The following is a 16,996-nucleotide window of genomic DNA, read 5'->3' on the forward strand; positions in this document are numbered from 1 at the left end:
AAGCGAGAATGGCGCGAATCATAGTCGTTACATCGGGTAAAGGTGGCGTTGGCAAGACCACAACCAGCGCGGCCCTGAGCACAGGTTTGGCTCAGCGTGGCCACAAGACGGTGGTCATCGATTTTGACATTGGCCTGAGAAATCTGGATCTCATCATGGGCTGCGAGCGGCGCGTGGTGTATGACTTCGTCAATGTGATCAACGGTGAGGCCAACCTCAATCAGGCCCTCATCAAGGACAAGCGCTGCGAAAATCTGTTCATCCTGCCTGCCTCCCAGACCCGGGACAAGGACGCCCTGACCCGTGAAGGGGTCGAGAAGATCCTGGATCAGCTGGCGGAGATGAAGTTCGATTACATCGTCTGCGATTCGCCAGCCGGGATCGAAGCGGGTGCCTTGATGGCGCTCTACTTTGCCGACGAGGCGATCGTCACCACAAACCCGGAAGTCTCTTCCGTGCGTGACTCGGATCGCATCCTCGGCATCCTGGCCTCCAAGTCCCGTCGTGCCGAGCGCGGCGAAGACCCGATCAAGGAACACCTGCTGCTCACTCGCTACTGCCCGACCCGCGTCAGCCGTGGCGACATGCTGAGCGTGCAGGATGTACAAGAGATCCTGGCTATCAAGCTGCTTGGGGTGATCCCGGAGTCCCAGGCTGTACTGCGCGCCTCCAACTCGGGGGAGCCGGTCATCCTGGACAAGGAGTCCGATGCCGGTCAGGCCTATGAGGATGCCGTTGCCCGTCTGTTGGGCGACACCAAGGATTTTCGTTTTCTGGAAGAAGAAAAGAAGGGCTTCTTTAGCCGACTGTTCGGGAGTTAAACATGTCATTATTGGATTATTTTCGTTCCAACAAGAAACAAAACACCGCACAACTGGCCAAAGAGCGGTTGCAGATCATAGTCGCGCACGAGCGTTCATCCAGAGGGGGGCCGGATTACCTGCCCCAGCTCAAACAGGACCTGCTCGAGGTGATCCGCAAATATGTGCAGATAGACCCTGACAAGATCACGGTCCAGCTGGACAAGAAGAGTGATGAGCTGTCGGTGCTGGAGCTCAACATCACCTTCGCCGATGACAAGAAGGGATGAGCTGACGCCCCATGCGTGACCCCTTCCCTCAATGAAGACCGGATCCTGTACCAGGATCCGGTTTTTTATTGTCACAGATGGGGCCGGCTCGCGGAGCAGATCTCGCCAAGGGAGAAGGGGCCAGCTAGAATAGCGCGCGCCACCGTCCGGCATCGCCAGCGGGGCTTCTTTTTTTATTATCTGGAACAGACCAATGTCTTTGAACGACGAAATGCACAGCGTCGAGGAACTGCTCGACACCGCCCTCGAACTCTTCATGGAGCTGGCCTCCGACAACCTGCCGGAGCAGGAGATAGCCCTGTTCAACCAGGCGTTCAACGATCGGGGTCTGCTGGCGGAGACCGATCCGGCCGATGACTGGGAAGCGGACGTGGGTTTTGCGGTGAGCGATGCCGAGTACGCCGAGATTTGGGTCGGGCTTGGCAATGCCGAGCAAGAGTATGAGCATCTGTTTGCCCGCATGCTGCTCTCCCGCCGTGTTGACGAGAAATTCTGCCACATCGAATGGCTGCCCCAATAATTCCGGATCCCGATGATCCGCGCCACTACATCTGGGAGAGCGAGCCCGAGCCCGTGCGACCCGCACTGGGGCGACGCCTGCTGAGCTGGCTCGGCAGGCTGCTGCTGGCAGCGCTGGTCAGCTCCATCGTCTCGGTGGCACTGCTGCGCTTCATCGATCCCCTCATGTGGTCATGGCGCATCGAGCGGGCCCTGTTTCCGCCCGCCAAGGTGGCCGAGGTCAAGCACGACTGGGTGCCGCTCGAGCGCATTTCGCGGGAGCTGCAGCTGGCGGTGATCGCCGCCGAGGATCAGCGCTTCCCAGACCATAACGGCTTCGACATGAATGCCATCAGCTCGGCGCTCAAGCACAACCAGCGCAGCGAGCGGGTGCGGGGCGCCAGCACCCTCAGCCAGCAGACGGCCAAGAATCTCTTCATGTGGAGCGATCGCAGCTTCTTGCGCAAGGGGATCGAGGCCTGGTTCACCCTGCTGATGGAGCTGGGCTGGGACAAGTCACGCATCCTCGAGGTCTATCTCAATATCGTGGAGTTCGGTCCCGGCATCTATGGCGCCGAAGCCGCCGCCAGGCACTATTTTGGCAAACCGGCCGCCCGCTTGACCCGCTATGAAGCCTCCCTGCTGGCCGCCGTCCTGCCCAATCCCTGGCGCTATCGGGTCAAGCCGCCCTCCCCCTATGTGCAGCAGCGTTCGGCCTGGATCCGCCGCCAGATGGGGCAGCTGGGCCAGGTCACCCTCAACAGGGTGCACCAGGCCGACTAAGGCATTCGGGCTCGGTAGGCGCACCTCAAACCTATGGGCTCGACCCCATCACGCTCCCCGGCCACAGAAGGTCAGTCAGAGTTCGGCGGGGAAGTCTCGGCCGGTGGGCCCAAATGACCGCCAACCGTGCTCTGGTGCAGCGGTAGATAGTGCCACCACCAGGCCTCCCGCCGTCGCTTGATCTGCTGTCGCCGCACCCGTCGCTTCATGTTCTCACTCCTGTGAACACGGACCGGGCTCAGCCAGCCCGGGTTAACCACCTCATCAACCATACCTCCTGTCCGCTTCGTTGGATAGGCAACAAGCGGCCATCCGCACTGGTCTGGCCGCCACCGTCAATACTTGCTACAGTAGCGAACCTCGATGTATCTGGAGTGATTTCATGGAACAGCGTACCCCGGATCAGCTGGTCGAATGGGCCTATGATCAGTTTCTTGAGCAGGCCGCAGACATGCTGGCCCCCGAACAAATCGTCGACATCACTCTGGAGTTCGAACAGCGTGGCGCCGTCGAGGCGACTCTGCCCAACGGAGACTGGTCAACCGAACTCGGTGTACCGGTCGACATGGAGCGCTGGGTCGAAGTGTGGGTTGGCTTGCTGGACCATCAGGATGAGTTTGAGGTGATCTATGCCACCTTCCTGCTGCCCCGTTATCTGAACGAGCACCCTGTTCATGTGCGCTGGCACCGCCAGCAACAGGCATAAAAAAGGCGCCATGGGCGCCTTTCTTGTTTTTGTTCTTCGCTAAGCCTGCGCCGCTATGGCCTTGGCCAGACAGCGTCGACACCAGCAGGTGCTGGCCTGTTGCATCGGCAAGGCAGGCAGCTGGCTGCACCAGCACTGATCTATGGTCTGACCGGCCGAGACGGCGCAAAACGCCGGTTCGCCACAGCCAGGGCACACATGGGTGCTTTTTAACCCATCCAGCTCTGCCATCACCGCCAGCTGGGCGTCGCTCTCCATGGCCGACCAGTGCCCTATCTCGGTCAGGGTACGACCACAGCCGAGACAGAGCCCATCCCTGGCCTGACACTGGCCGATACAGGGACTCGGCATTTATTCGCCGTCCGGCGACGCTGCGGTCTCTGCCTCGACCAGCGTGATGCAGTTGTCTTCGATGACAATCTTACCCTGCTTGTAGAGACCGCCGATGGCCTTCTTGAAGGTGCCCTTGCTCATGTTGAACAGCTTGTAGATGAGCTCGGGTTCACTCTTGTCGCCCACGGCCAGGCTGCCACCCTGCTTCATCAGCCGGGTCAGGATCCGGCCACCTGCGTCGTCCATCCGATCCATTCCCGGCTTTTGCAGGGTCAAGTCCAGTTTGCCATCATCACGAACCTGCTTGACCCAGGCGGTCAGCGGTCGACCTGTCATCACCCGGCCAAACACCTCGTTCTTGAACAGCATGCCGGAGTATTCACCGTTGACGACAGCCTTGATGCCAAGCGGAGTGTGTTCGCCCGGCAGCGCCGTGACCTCGTCGCCAGCCTTGAAGGGTGGCTGATCAGTGCGCAGGAAACGTTCCAGCCGGCTGGTGCCCACCATGCGGCCCTCGTTGTCGAGCATCAGGTGCACCAGATAGACGTGGCCCACCTGCATGGGTTTGTTCTGCTCGCGAGTCGGCACAAACAAATCCTTTTTCATGCCCCAGTCGAGGAAGGCCCCGATCTTGTTGGCATTGACCACCTTGAGGCCGACTATGTCGCCCACCATGGCAAAGGGCTTGTCGGTAGTGATCACCGGCTCGCAGTCGGCATCCAGATAGAGAAAGACTTCCACACCGTCATCCTCGGCCACGCCTTCCGGCAGCTGACGCTTGGGCAGCAGCAGCTCGCCATATTCGTCGGCCGCAAGCCAGGCGCCCCTGTCTTCTAGCTCGATTACGGTGAGGGTGTTCATCTTGCCAATCTGTAACATGGTGATCTCTTCTTTCATTATCCGGATGGCCAATATTTCATTGCCCGTATGGGCGCGCATGTTACCTCAAGAGCGGTAACCGGGCCTAGTCCCCTTGCCCTTCTCCCACACGATTTTCGGGGTAGCCAGCTCGGCTTGTGGCGATATCATCGCCAGTCAGCCAGGGCTTGGCTGCAAATAACCCCACTTTTTGGTAGACTGCGCCGCTGTTAAAATCCAGAGGAACTGTCGATGAATCCATCCACTCGTACCCGTCATCTCAATCAATGGATCCAGACCCACAGTGGGCAGGACATGACCTACCCGGCGCTGCACGGTTTTCTGTGTGCCCGCCTGGTGGGACCGGATGCCCCTGACTGGCAAGCCCCGCTGGCGGGACTGCTGGAACAGGATGCCGAGCTGGATGAGAAGAGTGCCGAGGCATTGCACCACCTGATCGCCGAGCTGGAAGCACAGGCTGACGTGGCCCAGCTCGCCTTGCCAAGCCAGTGCCGCCTCCCTACCGACAGCCCGGAGCAGGTGTTTGCGCAGAGCCACCCCCTTGGCCAGTGGTGTTACGGTTTCAGCCAGGGGTTTGCCTGCTGGCCCAAGCCGAAGGATCTGAACGATCCTACCACCCAGTACCGCTTCAGTCTGGCCGCCGAACTCAGCCTGTTTCGCGACAAGCCCATGGCCCAGATGCTGCACGTGGCGGCTGGCAGCGAGCTGCCCTTCATGGAGTTTTGCAAACGCCAGCGTCAGAACATGAAGACGGCGCTCAATCAGCTGCTGCAGTTGGATGAGTATCAGGCAGTGCCCGACGCTCAGGCAGCCCTCGACAGCAAGCAGGCCGAGCAGTGGCAACAGTGGTTCGAACTGGCCGATGCCTGCCGCGATCCCCAGGCTCGCCTTGGCTGGTTTGACAAGGTGATTATCGATGCCGAGCCCCTGTTCGACGACACCTTCTGGCAACAGATGGCTGGCCACAGCTGGAGTGCCTACGAGGCCCGCCCCCTGCTCGCCGCCAGGGCCGGCCGGGCCGATTGTCTGTTGCGCCTCGGCCAGCTGGAGCAGGCTCGCCAGGAGTATCTGGCGCTGCTCGACCTGTGCATCGCCGATGAGCTGGGCTGCCGTTATACCCTCTCCAGTCTCTATGCCCTGCAAGGGGATTGGAGCGCCCTGCGCGCCTTGCTGGTCCGCTTCGACGAGGCCTCCAGCTGGCTGCTCTACAACAGGGCGTTGATGGCCTTTGTCTGTGATGGCCCCGAGGCGGCGCTGCCACAGCTGGATGCGGCCATCAAGGCCAACGCCCACGTGCCGGCCTGTCTGCTGGGTCAGCGCAAGCTGCCCAAGCAGGAGCCCCAGAGCTGGCAGGCAGGCAGTCGCGATGAGGCGGCGCGCTACACGTTGCAGAGCCGCGAGGCTTGGCTCAAGCACAACGCCTTGATCTGGCTGCGTAAAGGCTGACCAGCCCGAGGCAAAAACCAGCCTCGAACAGACCCGGTTGCGGCGGATGACGTGCGCAACCGCACATTTCTCTGGTGCTTGTTCAGACAAATGTCCTTGTGTTACGTATCATCAAGGTCAAAGTATCAAGAGAAACTGCACCCGATGCAGCCGTCACAGCAGGATGTCATATGTCAAAGATCATAGAGCTGCTTGCGCACTACCCTCCTTATCAGCTGGTTCACGCCGCCGAAATGGTGCGCGATACCTTTGAGCAGTTTTACCAGCAGCGCTATCAGCTGACGGTGCCCCAGTGGCGCCTGATGATGGTGCTCGGCCCCAACTACCCCATTAGCCAGAAAGAGCTGGTAGAGGCAAGCGGGATGGACAAGGTGCGGATCTCCCGCGAAATCCACCGCCTGGTGGAGAAGGGGATCCTGTTTACCGAAAGCAGCGAACAGGACAAGCGGGTCAGTCTGGTGTCACTCACCCAGGCCGGGCTCACCTTGTTCCAGCAACTCAAGACCGAAGCGGGCAGCTGGCAGCATACCCTCACCGACTATCTGCCCACCGAGGCGCGCCAGACCATTCGCCTGCACCTGCAAAGCGTCAGCGACGCCATCGAACAGCTCCATCTGCTGGATAACGAGCACACGTCATGAACCTGAATAACGTCGCCACCATGGACATCAACATGCTGCTGAGCCTTGTCAACATGCAGCTGCGTGATCGTTTTGATGATCTGGATGATCTCTGCAAGGCACAGGAGATCGACCAGAAAGCCTTGGTCGCCAGGCTTGCCAGCGGCGATTTCCACTACCGGCCGGATCAGAAACAGTTCAGATAGGGATCCGGATCACAACCCGGCCAACGGCACTGGCTCTGGCGGTAAAAGCTGATATGTTGATGGTTGCCCCGTGCAATGACACCCAGCGACATGTATGGATACATCAAGCTGTCATACTCGGTGGTTAGCCTTTCACTCGCGACCGCTAGCCAAGGACGACCCATGATGCTCCTGACCCGACAGACCAGCCTGATCACCCTCTGTAGCCTGCTCATCATCAGCCTGTTTTACCCCCGCCTGCCCGACAGCGCCGAACAGTGGCTCAGCACCCTGTTACTGGGCTCCCTGGTCGCCGTGTGCCTGATGGTGGGCAGTGGCTGCCGCCGCTTCATTCGGGATTGACTCGCGCCCTCTGCTCCTGTTGATCCATGTCTCTGCGCCCGCACCAAACCAAACAACGCAGCCCGAGGGCTGCGTTGTTTGGTTGGACATGGCGGGGGCGCCATGCCGCACTCGCCATGGCCAGTCTTTTGATCAGAGTGCCAGAGTTTCCAGCTGCCCCTTGGCCTGCGCCATGCCTTTGGCTTGTGCATCCGGGCCCATCCCCATTCCCTCGGCGTAGATGAAATCCACCTCTTTGATGCCGATGAAACCGAGCACGGTACGCATGTAAGGTGTCACCAGATCGGTGGCGCTGCCGACGTGCATGCCGCCGCGGGGGCTTATCACCAGGGCACGGGTGTTCTCTACCAGACCGACCGGACCGGTTTCGGTATAACGGAAAGTAACGCCAGCGCGAGCCACCAGATCGATCCAGTTTTTCAGCTGGGTCGGGATGTTGAAGTTGTACATGGGGGCCGCAATCACCACCAGATCGCTCGCTTTGAGTTCGGCGATCAGCTCGTCGGACTGGGCGATCACCGCCAGCTGGCGCGCATTGAGGTTGTCACCACCACGCAGGCCGGAGGCCAGCTCGCCATCCAGCACCGGCAGGTTGAGGGCGGCCAGATCCCGCACGGTCACGGTATCGCTCTGATGCTGGGCGAGGAAGCCGTCGATCAGGGCGTTGGATTGGGAATATTGACCCAGGATACTGGATTTGAGTACGAGGATATTGGCCATGGTGAAACTCCATTTGGTTGTCGGTTGAACAGCGTTGCTGTCGATGGAGGTCACTCTAAACATTGTGCTTATTTGCTGATAGCGAAAATAGATGCTCAACTTGTTCAAAATTTTTGATGCAAGGCCACTTCCTCGCCAGCCAGCCCCGCGGCCGCGCTTCAACCCTTGGCAGAACAAACGATTGCCGTTATGATCCGCCGCACTTTTTTCCAGCGACCCGGATCCCATGATACCCTCGCGCAGGCACTCTCCTCTGGCCGGTGCAGTCTGGATGATGGTGGCAGGACTCTGCTTCGCCGCCGTCAACAGCCTGAGCCAGTATGTCAGCTTCACACTCGGCCTTGCCTCTACCCAGGTCGCCTTCCATCAATACCTGATCGCCCTGATCTGCCTGTTGCCCTGGCTGGTTCGTCACGGCCTGCGCCAATCCCTGATGACCAATCAGTTCCGGTTGCACCTGCTGCGGGTGTTGCTGGCAGTGATCGGCATCCAGCTCTGGCTGTGGGCACTGGCGGTGCCCGTTCCCATCTGGCAGGGGATCGCTCTGCTGATGACCTCACCGCTGTTTGCCACCTTGGGCTCCGCCCTGCTGCTCAAGGAGCAGGTGAGCCGGGCCCGTATTCTGGCCACCCTGGCGGGCTTTGCCGGCGCCATGCTGATCCTCGCCCCCTGGGCTGACGATTTCAGCTGGGCCTCCCTGCTGCCGGTGGCGGCGGCGCTGTTCTGGGCGGGCTACTCCCTGCTGGTACGCTATCAGGCGGCCAACGAATCATCCCACACTATCGTGGTCTACCTGCTTATTTTCAGTACCCCGTTCAACGCCATGCTGGCGCTGCCAGTGTGGCAGTGGCCCACCGAGCCACAATGGCTGCTGCTGGCGGCAGCGGGCATTCTGTCGGCACTCGCGCACATGTCCATCGCTCGCGCCTACAGCGTGGCGGAAGCCTCCTTCGTCCAGCCTTTCGATTTTGCCAAGCTGCCGATGAACGTGCTGGCAGGCTGGCTGGTCTTTGGCTGGGCGCCTCCCGGTAGGCTGTGGCTGGGCGCCGCCATCATCATTGGCGCCATTACCTTGCTGACCCATCTGGAGCAGCGCGCTCACAAACCCGTTTCCTGAGGTACGCCATGCGTGCCTCTTTTTTTGCCCGCTATTCCCGCAATCAAGTGTGCAATAGCGGCCATCAACAGTGACCATCGACATCAGGAGAGATCGTATGTTTGGAACCGCAACCCGCCCCGGCGCCACCCGTGCCCTGCTGCTGGGCTCCGGCGAACTTGGCAAGGAGGTCGCCATCGAGTTGCAACGGTTCGGGATCGAAGTGATCGCCGCCGACCGCTACCCCAATGCCCCCGCCATGCAAGTAGCCCATGCCGCCCGGGTGCTGGATATGCTCGATGGCAACGCCCTGCGCGAGCTGGTCGCCGAGATCAAACCCGACCTCATCATCCCCGAGATTGAAGCGATCGCCACCGATACCCTGGCCGCCCTTGAGCAAGAAGGGGTCAAGGTGGTGCCCAACGCCCGCGCCACCCAGCTCACCATGAACCGGGAAGGGATCCGCCGCCTCGCCGCCGAGACCCTGGGTCTGCCCACCTCCCCCTACCGTTTTGCCCAGAGCAAGGAGGAGTTTGTCGCCGCCGTTGAGGCCATCGGCCTGCCCTGTGTGATAAAGCCGGTAATGAGTTCATCTGGCAAGGGGCAGAGCGTCTTGCGCGATCTCGCCAAGCTGGATGAGAGCTGGACCCATGCCCAGGAGGGTGGCCGCGCCGGTCGTGGCAAGGTGATTGTCGAAGGCTTCGTTCCTTTCGAGTACGAAATCACCCTGCTCACGGTACGCGCCGTCGATGGCATTCACTTCTGCGAGCCGATCGGCCACCGTCAGGAAGATGGCGACTACCGCGAATCCTGGCAGCCGCAGGTGATGAGCGAACTGGCGCTGGCTCGCTCCAAAGAGGTCGCCGCCAAGGTGGTCGAGGCGCTGGGCGGCTATGGCCTGTTCGGAGTCGAGCTCTTTATCAGGGGCGATGAGGTGTGGTTCAGCGAAGTCTCCCCTCGTCCCCACGACACCGGCATGGTGACCCTGATTTCTCAGGATCTCTCCGAATTCGCCCTGCACGTACGCGCCATTCTGGGGCTGCCGGTCGGCACCATCACCCAGTACGGGCCGAGCGCCTCTGCCGTGGTGCTACGCGACGGGCACAGCCAGAATATCCGCTATCAGGGGATTGGCGAGGCATTGGCGCTGGTACCGGGTGCCCAGCTGCGGCTGTTTGGCAAGCCGGAGATCGCCGGTCGCCGCCGTCTCGGCGTGGCGCTGGCCCGCGCAGAGGATTGCCCGGCTGCGGTGGAAAAAGCCAAAGCCGTGGCCGCCAAGGTCGAGGTGATGTTCTAAGGGCTTTTTTTGCCACAGAAAAACAAACGTTTGCCGAGTGATCGGGCGCAAGGGGCATGGCACTGCCCCTTTTGCATTTGCCGGTCAGGCTTATAATCCCCCTTCCAATCTGTCAGGAGTACAAGATGTTAGCTGCGGTGATCTTCGATATGGATGGTGTTCTGATCGACTCGGAACCCTTTTGGCAACAGGCCCAGATGGCCGTCTTCTCAGAGCTGGGGCATCCCCATAGCGAGGAGGATTGCAACGCCACCATAGGCGTGCGCATCGATCAGCTGGTCGCCCACTGGCATCGGCTCCGCCCCTGGGTGGGCCCCAGCCAGGAAGAGGTGGTGCAGCGCATCCTGGATCGGGTCAATGCCCTCATTCTGAGCGAAGGTCAGGCCAAGGCGGGTGTGCTGGACGCGCTCGACCTTATCGAGGCGCGCGGCCTCAAAGTGGGTCTGGCCACCTCCTCCCCGTTCGCTATGGTGGAGGCAGTACTCGGCAAGCTCGGCATCCGCGATCGCTTTATGGCGGTTCACTCCGCCGAGGTGGAGCGCTTCGGCAAGCCGCACCCGGATGTCTATATCCACGCCGCCGAGAAGCTCGGCGTCGAACCTGTGCACTGTCTGGCCATCGAAGACAGCTTTACCGGCCTGCTGGCGGCCAAGGCGGCCTCCATGAAAGCACTCATCGTGCCGGATCCCGCCCTGGTGGGCGATCCCCGTCTGGCTATCGCCAACTACCAGCTAAGCTCGCTGGCCGAACTGGATGCCGACATGCTGGCCAGCTGGGTGGCGTGAACGCGCGCGCCTGGGGCGCATAGGGCCAGAAAGCCTGAAGCACCCCACCTTGATCTTGGTCATAAACGTGCACTTGCTCGCGGTTAACCCCCTCCTGGCCGACTAGAATCAGGGAAGATAGGCGGCCACTCGGCCCCAGGAGGTCACTATGATCGAGTACACCAGCAAGCGTATCGTCTGCCCCCACTGTGGCCACCACACCCGGGTCGAGCTGGATGCCAGCCAGGGGGATCAGGAGTTCTACGAAGATTGCATGGCCTGTTGCAACCCCATCCACCTGCGGCTGCACCGGGATGAGGCCCGCGACTGCCTGCAGCTGTTTGTGGATGCCGACGACGAGCAGCTGTTCTGACTGCGAATCACAAAAAACAGTCACGCGGTTTTGACTGCAATCGAACACGAACAAGGGATCACAAAGGGCCTGCAGGATGCAGGCCCTTTTCTATGGCAAGTCGCCAGAAGCGAGCAAAACCTGGCAGATCACCCCGGCTGGCGCGCCGCCAGCACCCGCTCCACCGTATCGACGATGGCCTGGGTCTGGGGATCGATCTCGATATTGGTGTGCCAGCCCGCTTTGACCCAGCCCTGGTTGGTACGGGCCAGGGTCTCCGGGATCAGGTTGACGCAAAATGTGTTCTCACGCACCTCCCCCACGGTCAGGCTGATGCCGTCGATACCGATGTAACCCTTGGTCAGCACATATTTCATCAACTCGGGGGCCAGGCGATACCACACCTGACGGTTGTTGGGGGTGTCGATGACGGAGATCACCTCAGCCGTGCCCATGATGTGGCCAGACATAGCATGGCCGCCAATCTCGTCACCAAAGCGGGCCGCCCGCTCCACGTTGACCTTGTCCCCCGTTTGCAACTGACCGAGGTTGGTCAAACGCAAGGTTTCCTGCATCAGATCGAAGCTGACCAGATCCCCTTCCACCCGGGTAACCGTCAGGCAACAGCCGTTATGGGCCACGGAGGCGCCGAGCGCCAATCCCTCGCCCCAAACCCGGCTTGGCATACGGATCACGTGGATGCGAAAGTTGGGCTGCTCTTCAATGGCCACCAGTTCGGCGGTCCCCTGCACTATGCCGGTGAACATGTCTCGTCTCCTGCTACGAAAAAAAGGCAGGTTAACCCCGCGTTGCGGCACTGACAAGCGCACCAGCTGACAAGCCAGCCCTCGATCGCTATAGTGGCGGCGTTTACATTCGGGTTAACGAGGAAAAGAAATGCAGGTATATCAATGTTGTGAGGCCATTCGCATCGCCTATAACCAGATCGGCTCAGGTGATCAGGGCTATGTGCCGCAGGCCATCGCCGCGACCATCAGGGCGCTCAACGCCGTGGCCTCTGACGAGCGGGTGCCAGCCGACCTGCGCGAGCAAGCCGCCTATGCCGCCGCCAATCTGCTGATCAGCGATCACGAAGACGCCTGAACCCGCTACAAAGCCATGGCTCAACCGTTTCGCGATGGTTGATTTTCAGGCTAGAATGCCCCCCCGCATGTTGTCTCCCCGCAGTGGGGAGACAAAAGCCCATCCGTTACCCGCTCTTTCTCTTTTTATCTGATCCACTCGGAGGTGTCAGTGCAACGTTACTTGTCCGAGGCGAGGCAGCTCGTTCGTTTAGCCAGCCCCATTCTGGTGGCCCAGGTGGCCCAGATCGCCATGAACTTTGTCGATACCGTGATGGCGGGACAGGTCAGTGCCGTGGATCTGGCGGCTGTGTCGGTTGCCTCCAGCTTCTGGTTGCCGATCATCTTGCTGGTGCAGGGCATCATCATGGCGCTCACCCCCATCGTCTCCCAGCTCAACGGCGCCCGTAAACGGGACGAGATCCGCCCGGCCGTGCACCAGGGTTTCTGGCTGGCCCTGATGGTGACCCCCATCGCCATGGTGGCGCTCTATTTCAGTCCGCTGGCGCTGCACTTCATGGACGTGGATCCGGTCATGGCTGCCAAGACTGCCGGCTACCTGCACGCCATTTTGTGGGGCCTACCCGCCTTCGTGATGTTCCAGGTGCTGCGCAACTTCAGTGAGGGACTCTCCCACACCATGCCAACCATGGTGATCGGCTTTGTCGGGCTGGCGGTCAATATTCCCGCCAATTACATTTTCATTCACGGTCATTTCGGTATGCCCAAGCTCGGCGGCGTCGGCTGCGGTGTGGCCACCGCCATCGTGCTGTGGGCCATGCTGCTGGCGATGATCGTCTACGTGAAGCTCTCCCCCCACTTCAAGAAGATCAACTTGTTCGCCCAGCTTGCACGCCCCAACGGCAGCCGGATGTGGCGACTGTTTCGCCTCGGCTTCCCCATCGCCATGGCCATTTTCTGCGAAGTGACCCTGTTTGCCGTGGTGGCCCTGATGCTGGCCCCCTTTGGCGCAGAGACGGTAGCGAGCCACCAGATTGCGCTCAACTTCTCCAGCCTGGTGTTTATGCTGCCCCTCTCCATCGGGGTGGGTGTCACCATCCGGGTCGGCCACAGCATAGGTGAAGGCCAACCCCATCACGCCCGGGTGGCCGCCCGTACTGGTCTGATGCTGGGCATGGCCGTCGCCGTCTGCACCGCTGCCCTGACCGTGCTGCTGCGCGAACAGATAGCGACTATCTACACCGACGACCTGCAGGTGATCACGCTGGCCGCTACCCTGCTGTTCTTTGCCGCCATCTATCAGGTTTCCGATTCGGTGCAAGTGGTGGCGGCCGCGGCACTGCGCGGGTACAAGGATACCCAGGCGATCTTCTACGTCACCATCGTCGCCTACTGGGGACTGGGGCTGCCGACCGGCATGATCCTGGGTCTGACCGACTGGCTGGTACCGCGGATGGGGCCGCAGGGCTTCTGGATCGGCTTTATCGTCGGCCTCACCAGTGCCGCCCTGATGCTGGGGGCGAGATTGCGCTACATCTACGGTCGTTTTGCCACCCCGGAGGCCTGCACTACCTTGTCGCGGGCCCAGTAACAGGGCGTTGGAAGCGACAACTCGCCTGCAAAATCAACAGGCTGCGCAAGAACTGGGCAAACAGTCTCCTTTGTGCGTGCGGCCTGTTGACAGCCTTGGGGGGCATGGGTAGTATGCCGACCACGTCAGCAGTGCTGGCGTAGTGAAGAAACAATGAAGTGGGTTTATAGCTCAGTTGGTTAGAGCACTACCTTGACATGGTAGGGGTCGTTGGTTCGAATCCAATTAAACCCACCACTTTTCTGTGATGCGTCCTTAGCTCAGCTGGTTAGAGCACCACCTTGACATGGTGGGGGTCGGTGGTTCGAATCCACTAGGACGCACCATCACAGAATACCGAGTATGCGTCCTTAGCTCAGCTGGTTAGAGCATCACCTTGACATGGTGGGGGTCGGTGGTTCGAATCCACTAGGACGCACCATATTCCCGTGAGTTGACCTCCTTCAGGTTCAACCTCATGCGAATAGAAAAAGTTGCCTGATGTGGGTTTATAGCTCAGTTGGTTAGAGCACTACCTTGACATGGTAGGGGTCGTTGGTTCGAATCCAATTAAACCCACCACTTCTCGCAAATGGAAAAGCCGCATCGCGCACCCTGCGTCCTTAGCTCAGCTGGTTAGAGCATCACCTTGACATGGTGGGGGTCGGTGGTTCGAATCCACTAGGACGCACCAGATTAGAAAAGCCCGCTCATCGAGCGGGCTTTTTGCATTCTGCTTTACTGCCATCGCTTCCCCGCCATCCTGACACAGCCCCGCCCCTGGTTGCGGGTGCGACGTCGCTAGAAGAGATCCAGCTGCTGGCCGCAGATCCGGTCGAATGACTCGCCGATGAAGGGCAGTATAGCGTCGGCGATGGGCCTTAGCTGCTTGTCGATGTAGTGCTCGTAATCGATGGCACTGCGTCTGTATTCCAGCGGCTCCGGGCCGCCCAGCGTCATCAGATAGGCGATGGTGCCCCTGTGCTGATAACGTTGGGGCTGACCGCGGCGCAGGTTCTCCTCGTCGGCCAGCCGCGCCGCCCGCACATGGGGCGGCACATTCTTCTGATACTCTTCGAGCTTCTGGCGCAGCCGCTTGCGGTAGATAAGCAGATCATCGTGCAGGCCAGTCCGGGTCTGATCCACTATGGTGCGCACATAACCGCTGGGGTCCTCATCGTGAAACACCAGCTCGTAGAGCCGGGTCTGGAATTGCTTGGCCAGCATGGTCCAGTCGGTGCGCACCGATTCCAACCCCTTGAACACCAGGTGCTCCTCCTCCCCTCGCCCCTCTTCCTGTTTTCCAACCAGGCCGGCGTAGCGCTTCTTGCTCCCCTTCTCCAAGCCGCGAATGGTGGGCATCAAGAAGCGACGATAGTGGGTCTCGTACTGGATCTCCAAATGGCTCGGCAGGTCGAATTCACGCTTGATCAGCGCACTCCAGTTGTCGTTGATCATTCGGGCCAGCTCATGGCCAATTTCATCCGCCTGCTGCGGGCTTGTCTCCCTCCCCAGGTGGACGAAGGTGGAATCGGTGTCACCGTAGATCACCTCAAACCCCTGCGCCTCGATCCACTCCCGGGTCTGCTGCATGATGCTGTGGCCGCGCAAGGTGATGGAAGAGGCAAGCCTGGGGTCATAGAAACGACAGCCACCCGAGCCCAGTACGCCGTAAAAGGAGTTCATGATGATCTTGATAGCCTGGGAGAGCGCCTTGTTGCTGGCTGCCTTGGCCCTGTCCCGCGCCGCCCACAGGGTGGCGATAAGATCCGGCAGAAAGTGGCGAGTACGGGAAAACAGGGCGCCGCGAAAGCCGGGAATGGCCTCGTCCGGGTGCTGCAACCCCTCAATCAACCCCATGGGATCGATGCAGAAGGTGCGAATGATGCTGGGATAGAGGCTCTTGAAATCGAGCACCAGCACGTGACGATAGAGACCGGGTTTGGAGTCCATCACATAGCCGCCGGGGCTCGCGAGCCCGCCATCGGCAGGCAGATTGGGCGCCACGTAGCCGCCGCGGTGGAGCCGCGGCAGGTAGAGGTTGGTGAAGGCCGCCACCGATCCCCCCACCCTGTCCAGCTCAAGCCCGGTGAGAGAGGCCCGCTCGATGGCAAAGGGGATCAGGTGGCAGTAGTCGAAGATCTCCCACACCAGCCTGCAATCTTCCAGGTTGTAGCGGGCGAGCGCCTCCTTGTCGGAGTGGAACAGTTCGGTGATCTTCTCTCCCCGATTGGCCACATCCTCGATATCCTTGCCGCGGCCGAGCAACTCGCTTGCCACCGCATCCAGGCTGTAGCTGGCAAACTGCCAGGTGGCGCTTTTGAGGGTATCGATGCCGTCGAGCACCATGCGGCCCGGGATGATGACGTTGCCGGTCTGGGGATCGTTTCGCGATGAGCGCCAGAAGCAGAGTTCACGCCCCCGCCCAAGGCGCAGCCGCCGCTTGTTGAGCTCGGCGCGGCGCAGCAGCAGACGAAAATCGAAATTGACCACGTTCCAGCCGATCACCAGATCGGGGTCGTGCTGGCTGAACCAGGTTTCCAGCGCGCTCAGCAGGCCATTTTCATCCGCCACCCACTCGATGCGAGTCTCCCACGCCTCGGCACCGGCTTCGGGGGCGCCAATCATGATGACCCGCGCATCCTCACGGCTATAGAGCCCTACCGAGAAGAGGGCCCCGTCCATGGCACACTCCACGTCCAGCGACACCCAGGAGAGGCTCGGCGTCACCGCCTGCGGGGCGCAGCGCGCCTCGTTCACCTCCCAGTAGCCACGCTTGCCCCCCTTCTGCAAGGCATGGCCGCCAAAACGCACCCCGGCGGTGATGAAGCGCTCCATCAGGAAACGCTCCGGCAGCCGGATATCCGCCTCGAAGTGCTCCAGCCCGCGAATGAGCAGCAGCTCGATGGCACGGTGAAAGGCGCTCAGGGTCGAAAAATAGCAGCCCACCACGGCACGCCCGTCGAAGGTGTGCATCGGCAGGCGGCGAAATCGCCCGCTCACCCCAGCCCCCTTGAACAGCTCGGCCGCCTCCTGCATGTGGCTCTGCGGCAGGAAGAACACGGGCTCTTGCCCCGGCACCACCAGCCGCACCGGCCCCTGCGCGCTCCAGAGCCACATCACTATCTCGGTGCGCCCCCCTTGCCCGGCACGGCCACGTAGGTCCCGGCCATGACGGGTCAGGATAAAACCGTCGCGAGGAGGCGTGGCAGGAGAGGTGACAGTCACAGTGGGCTGGGTCGCAGTCATTC

Annotated in this window: 20 protein-coding genes and 5 tRNA genes; 20 read left to right on the forward strand and 5 right to left on the reverse strand. The window is 60.8% G+C overall.

Features of this window, described 5'->3' with window-relative positions; translation table 11 throughout:
* Positions 1 to 8: 8 nt before the first annotated feature.
* From minD to WJM78_RS10440, 5 genes are all read left to right on the forward strand, one after another.
* Complete coding sequence (gene minD, locus WJM78_RS10420; RefSeq protein ID WP_042037334.1) at positions 9 to 821, forward strand: septum site-determining protein MinD; 813 nt, start codon at positions 9 to 11, stop codon at positions 819 to 821.
* 2 nt (positions 822 to 823) lie between these two features.
* Positions 824 to 1,090: a cell division topological specificity factor MinE gene (gene minE / locus WJM78_RS10425; protein ID WP_042037335.1), complete on the forward strand. Its 267-nt coding sequence runs from the start codon at positions 824 to 826 to the stop codon at positions 1,088 to 1,090.
* Positions 1,091 to 1,283: 193 nt separating this feature from the next.
* Complete coding sequence (locus tag WJM78_RS10430; RefSeq protein WP_041205707.1) at positions 1,284 to 1,610, forward strand: HI1450 family dsDNA-mimic protein; 327 nt, start codon at positions 1,284 to 1,286, stop codon at positions 1,608 to 1,610.
* A gap of 53 nt (positions 1,611 to 1,663) precedes the next feature.
* A complete protein-coding gene (gene mtgA / locus WJM78_RS10435; protein ID WP_157013414.1) occupies positions 1,664 to 2,371 on the forward strand; it encodes a monofunctional biosynthetic peptidoglycan transglycosylase in 708 nt (235 codons plus the stop codon).
* A gap of 382 nt (positions 2,372 to 2,753) precedes the next feature.
* Positions 2,754 to 3,077 (forward strand): HI1450 family dsDNA-mimic protein, encoded by a 324-nt coding sequence (locus WJM78_RS10440; RefSeq protein ID WP_339015558.1) that lies wholly within the window; start codon positions 2,754 to 2,756, stop codon positions 3,075 to 3,077.
* Between the two features lie 39 nt (positions 3,078 to 3,116).
* Here the strand turns inward: WJM78_RS10440 and WJM78_RS10445 are convergent, their stop codons facing one another.
* Together WJM78_RS10445 and WJM78_RS10450 are read right to left on the reverse strand one after the other, a co-directional pair.
* The gene (locus tag WJM78_RS10445; RefSeq protein WP_339015560.1) at positions 3,117 to 3,428 is read right to left on the reverse strand and encodes a DUF1289 domain-containing protein; all 312 of its coding nucleotides are present in this window, start codon (positions 3,426 to 3,428) and stop codon (positions 3,117 to 3,119) included.
* On the reverse strand, positions 3,429 to 4,307 hold the full coding sequence (locus tag WJM78_RS10450; protein ID WP_108536807.1) for a CvfB family protein: 879 nt from the start codon (positions 4,305 to 4,307) through the stop codon (positions 3,429 to 3,431).
* A gap of 213 nt (positions 4,308 to 4,520) precedes the next feature.
* On the opposite strand from WJM78_RS10450, the gene WJM78_RS10455 reads away from it, so the two are divergent.
* From WJM78_RS10455 to WJM78_RS10470, 4 genes are all read left to right on the forward strand, one after another.
* The gene (locus WJM78_RS10455; protein ID WP_339015562.1) at positions 4,521 to 5,735 is read left to right on the forward strand and encodes a UPF0149 family protein; all 1,215 of its coding nucleotides are present in this window, start codon (positions 4,521 to 4,523) and stop codon (positions 5,733 to 5,735) included.
* Between the two features lie 170 nt (positions 5,736 to 5,905).
* Positions 5,906 to 6,376: a MarR family winged helix-turn-helix transcriptional regulator gene (locus WJM78_RS10460; protein ID WP_042037342.1), complete on the forward strand. Its 471-nt coding sequence runs from the start codon at positions 5,906 to 5,908 to the stop codon at positions 6,374 to 6,376.
* Positions 6,373 to 6,561, forward strand: a complete 189-nt coding sequence (locus WJM78_RS10465) for a DUF4250 domain-containing protein (RefSeq protein WP_212513473.1) — start codon at positions 6,373 to 6,375, stop codon at positions 6,559 to 6,561. Before WJM78_RS10460 ends, WJM78_RS10465 begins: the two co-directional genes overlap by 4 nt.
* Positions 6,562 to 6,723: 162 nt before the next feature.
* Positions 6,724 to 6,903, forward strand: a complete 180-nt coding sequence (locus tag WJM78_RS10470; RefSeq protein WP_042037344.1) for a hypothetical protein — start codon at positions 6,724 to 6,726, stop codon at positions 6,901 to 6,903.
* 132 nt (positions 6,904 to 7,035) lie between these two features.
* Here the strand turns inward: WJM78_RS10470 and WJM78_RS10475 are convergent, their stop codons facing one another.
* A complete protein-coding gene (locus WJM78_RS10475) occupies positions 7,036 to 7,623 on the reverse strand; it encodes an FMN-dependent NADH-azoreductase (protein ID WP_181364742.1) in 588 nt (195 codons plus the stop codon).
* A gap of 226 nt (positions 7,624 to 7,849) precedes the next feature.
* Between WJM78_RS10475 and WJM78_RS10480 the strand changes: the two genes are divergently transcribed.
* The 4 genes from WJM78_RS10480 to WJM78_RS10495 all read left to right on the forward strand — a co-directional run bounded on the left by WJM78_RS10480 (position 7,850) and on the right by WJM78_RS10495 (position 11,153).
* The gene (locus WJM78_RS10480; RefSeq protein WP_339015568.1) at positions 7,850 to 8,740 is read left to right on the forward strand and encodes a DMT family transporter; all 891 of its coding nucleotides are present in this window, start codon (positions 7,850 to 7,852) and stop codon (positions 8,738 to 8,740) included.
* A 97-nt stretch (positions 8,741 to 8,837) separates the two neighbouring features.
* Positions 8,838 to 10,016, forward strand: a complete 1,179-nt coding sequence (purT, locus tag WJM78_RS10485) for a formate-dependent phosphoribosylglycinamide formyltransferase (RefSeq protein WP_339015570.1) — start codon at positions 8,838 to 8,840, stop codon at positions 10,014 to 10,016.
* A gap of 125 nt (positions 10,017 to 10,141) precedes the next feature.
* Positions 10,142 to 10,801, forward strand: a complete 660-nt coding sequence (hxpB, locus tag WJM78_RS10490) for a hexitol phosphatase HxpB (protein ID WP_339015572.1) — start codon at positions 10,142 to 10,144, stop codon at positions 10,799 to 10,801.
* A gap of 148 nt (positions 10,802 to 10,949) precedes the next feature.
* Positions 10,950 to 11,153 (forward strand): CPXCG motif-containing cysteine-rich protein, encoded by a 204-nt coding sequence (locus WJM78_RS10495; protein ID WP_005336871.1) that lies wholly within the window; start codon positions 10,950 to 10,952, stop codon positions 11,151 to 11,153.
* A gap of 128 nt (positions 11,154 to 11,281) precedes the next feature.
* Here WJM78_RS10495 and WJM78_RS10500 read toward each other — a convergent pair whose 3' ends face one another.
* Positions 11,282 to 11,899 carry a riboflavin synthase subunit alpha gene (locus tag WJM78_RS10500; protein WP_339015574.1) on the reverse strand — a complete coding sequence of 206 codons (618 nt, stop codon included), beginning with the start codon at positions 11,897 to 11,899 and terminating at the stop codon, positions 11,282 to 11,284.
* 130 nt (positions 11,900 to 12,029) lie between these two features.
* Between WJM78_RS10500 and WJM78_RS10505 the strand changes: the two genes are divergently transcribed.
* The 7 genes from WJM78_RS10505 to WJM78_RS10535 all read left to right on the forward strand — a co-directional run bounded on the left by WJM78_RS10505 (position 12,030) and on the right by WJM78_RS10535 (position 14,439).
* A complete protein-coding gene (locus WJM78_RS10505; RefSeq protein ID WP_042037351.1) occupies positions 12,030 to 12,236 on the forward strand; it encodes a YaeP family protein in 207 nt (68 codons plus the stop codon).
* A gap of 150 nt (positions 12,237 to 12,386) precedes the next feature.
* Entirely contained in the window at positions 12,387 to 13,766 is a 1,380-nt protein-coding gene (locus WJM78_RS10510) for an MATE family efflux transporter (RefSeq protein ID WP_339015577.1), read from the forward strand.
* Positions 13,767 to 13,926: 160 nt separating this feature from the next.
* Positions 13,927 to 14,003 (forward strand) — tRNA-Val (locus WJM78_RS10515).
* 12 nt (positions 14,004 to 14,015) lie between these two features.
* Positions 14,016 to 14,092: transfer RNA gene (locus tag WJM78_RS10520), tRNA-Val, on the forward strand.
* 18 nt (positions 14,093 to 14,110) lie between these two features.
* Positions 14,111 to 14,187: transfer RNA gene (locus WJM78_RS10525), tRNA-Val, on the forward strand.
* A 63-nt stretch (positions 14,188 to 14,250) separates the two neighbouring features.
* Positions 14,251 to 14,327: transfer RNA gene (locus WJM78_RS10530), tRNA-Val, on the forward strand.
* 35 nt (positions 14,328 to 14,362) lie between these two features.
* Positions 14,363 to 14,439: transfer RNA gene (locus WJM78_RS10535), tRNA-Val, on the forward strand.
* 107 nt (positions 14,440 to 14,546) lie between these two features.
* Here WJM78_RS10535 and WJM78_RS10540 read toward each other — a convergent pair.
* Entirely contained in the window at positions 14,547 to 16,994 is a 2,448-nt protein-coding gene (locus WJM78_RS10540) for a DNA polymerase II (protein ID WP_339015579.1), read from the reverse strand.
* Between the last annotated feature and the right edge of the window lie 2 nt (positions 16,995 to 16,996).

Origin of the sequence: Aeromonas popoffii (genome assembly GCF_037818705.1) — a bacterium.
GTDB classification, from domain to species: Bacteria; Pseudomonadota; Gammaproteobacteria; order Enterobacterales; family Aeromonadaceae; genus Aeromonas; species Aeromonas popoffii.

Coding starts and splice junctions, on each gene's coding strand:
- minD (WP_042037334.1), top strand. CDS start 9: ATGGCGCGAATCATAGTCGTTACATCGGGTAAAGGTGGCGTTGGCAAG.
- minE (WP_042037335.1), top strand. CDS start 824: ATGTCATTATTGGATTATTTTCGTTCCAACAAGAAACAAAACACCGCA.
- WJM78_RS10430 (WP_041205707.1), top strand. CDS start 1,284: ATGTCTTTGAACGACGAAATGCACAGCGTCGAGGAACTGCTCGACACC.
- WJM78_RS10440 (WP_339015558.1), top strand. CDS start 2,754: ATGGAACAGCGTACCCCGGATCAGCTGGTCGAATGGGCCTATGATCAG.
- WJM78_RS10445 (WP_339015560.1), bottom strand. CDS start 3,428: ATGCCGAGTCCCTGTATCGGCCAGTGTCAGGCCAGGGATGGGCTCTGT.
- WJM78_RS10450 (WP_108536807.1), bottom strand. CDS start 4,307: ATGAAAGAAGAGATCACCATGTTACAGATTGGCAAGATGAACACCCTC.
- WJM78_RS10455 (WP_339015562.1), top strand. CDS start 4,521: ATGAATCCATCCACTCGTACCCGTCATCTCAATCAATGGATCCAGACC.
- WJM78_RS10460 (WP_042037342.1), top strand. CDS start 5,906: ATGTCAAAGATCATAGAGCTGCTTGCGCACTACCCTCCTTATCAGCTG.
- WJM78_RS10465 (WP_212513473.1), top strand. CDS start 6,373: ATGAACCTGAATAACGTCGCCACCATGGACATCAACATGCTGCTGAGC.
- WJM78_RS10470 (WP_042037344.1), top strand. CDS start 6,724: ATGATGCTCCTGACCCGACAGACCAGCCTGATCACCCTCTGTAGCCTG.
- WJM78_RS10475 (WP_181364742.1), bottom strand. CDS start 7,623: ATGGCCAATATCCTCGTACTCAAATCCAGTATCCTGGGTCAATATTCC.
- WJM78_RS10480 (WP_339015568.1), top strand. CDS start 7,850: ATGATACCCTCGCGCAGGCACTCTCCTCTGGCCGGTGCAGTCTGGATG.
- purT (WP_339015570.1), top strand. CDS start 8,838: ATGTTTGGAACCGCAACCCGCCCCGGCGCCACCCGTGCCCTGCTGCTG.
- hxpB (WP_339015572.1), top strand. CDS start 10,142: ATGTTAGCTGCGGTGATCTTCGATATGGATGGTGTTCTGATCGACTCG.
- WJM78_RS10495 (WP_005336871.1), top strand. CDS start 10,950: ATGATCGAGTACACCAGCAAGCGTATCGTCTGCCCCCACTGTGGCCAC.
- WJM78_RS10500 (WP_339015574.1), bottom strand. CDS start 11,899: ATGTTCACCGGCATAGTGCAGGGGACCGCCGAACTGGTGGCCATTGAA.
- WJM78_RS10505 (WP_042037351.1), top strand. CDS start 12,030: ATGCAGGTATATCAATGTTGTGAGGCCATTCGCATCGCCTATAACCAG.
- WJM78_RS10540 (WP_339015579.1), bottom strand. CDS start 16,994: ATGACTGCGACCCAGCCCACTGTGACTGTCACCTCTCCTGCCACGCCT.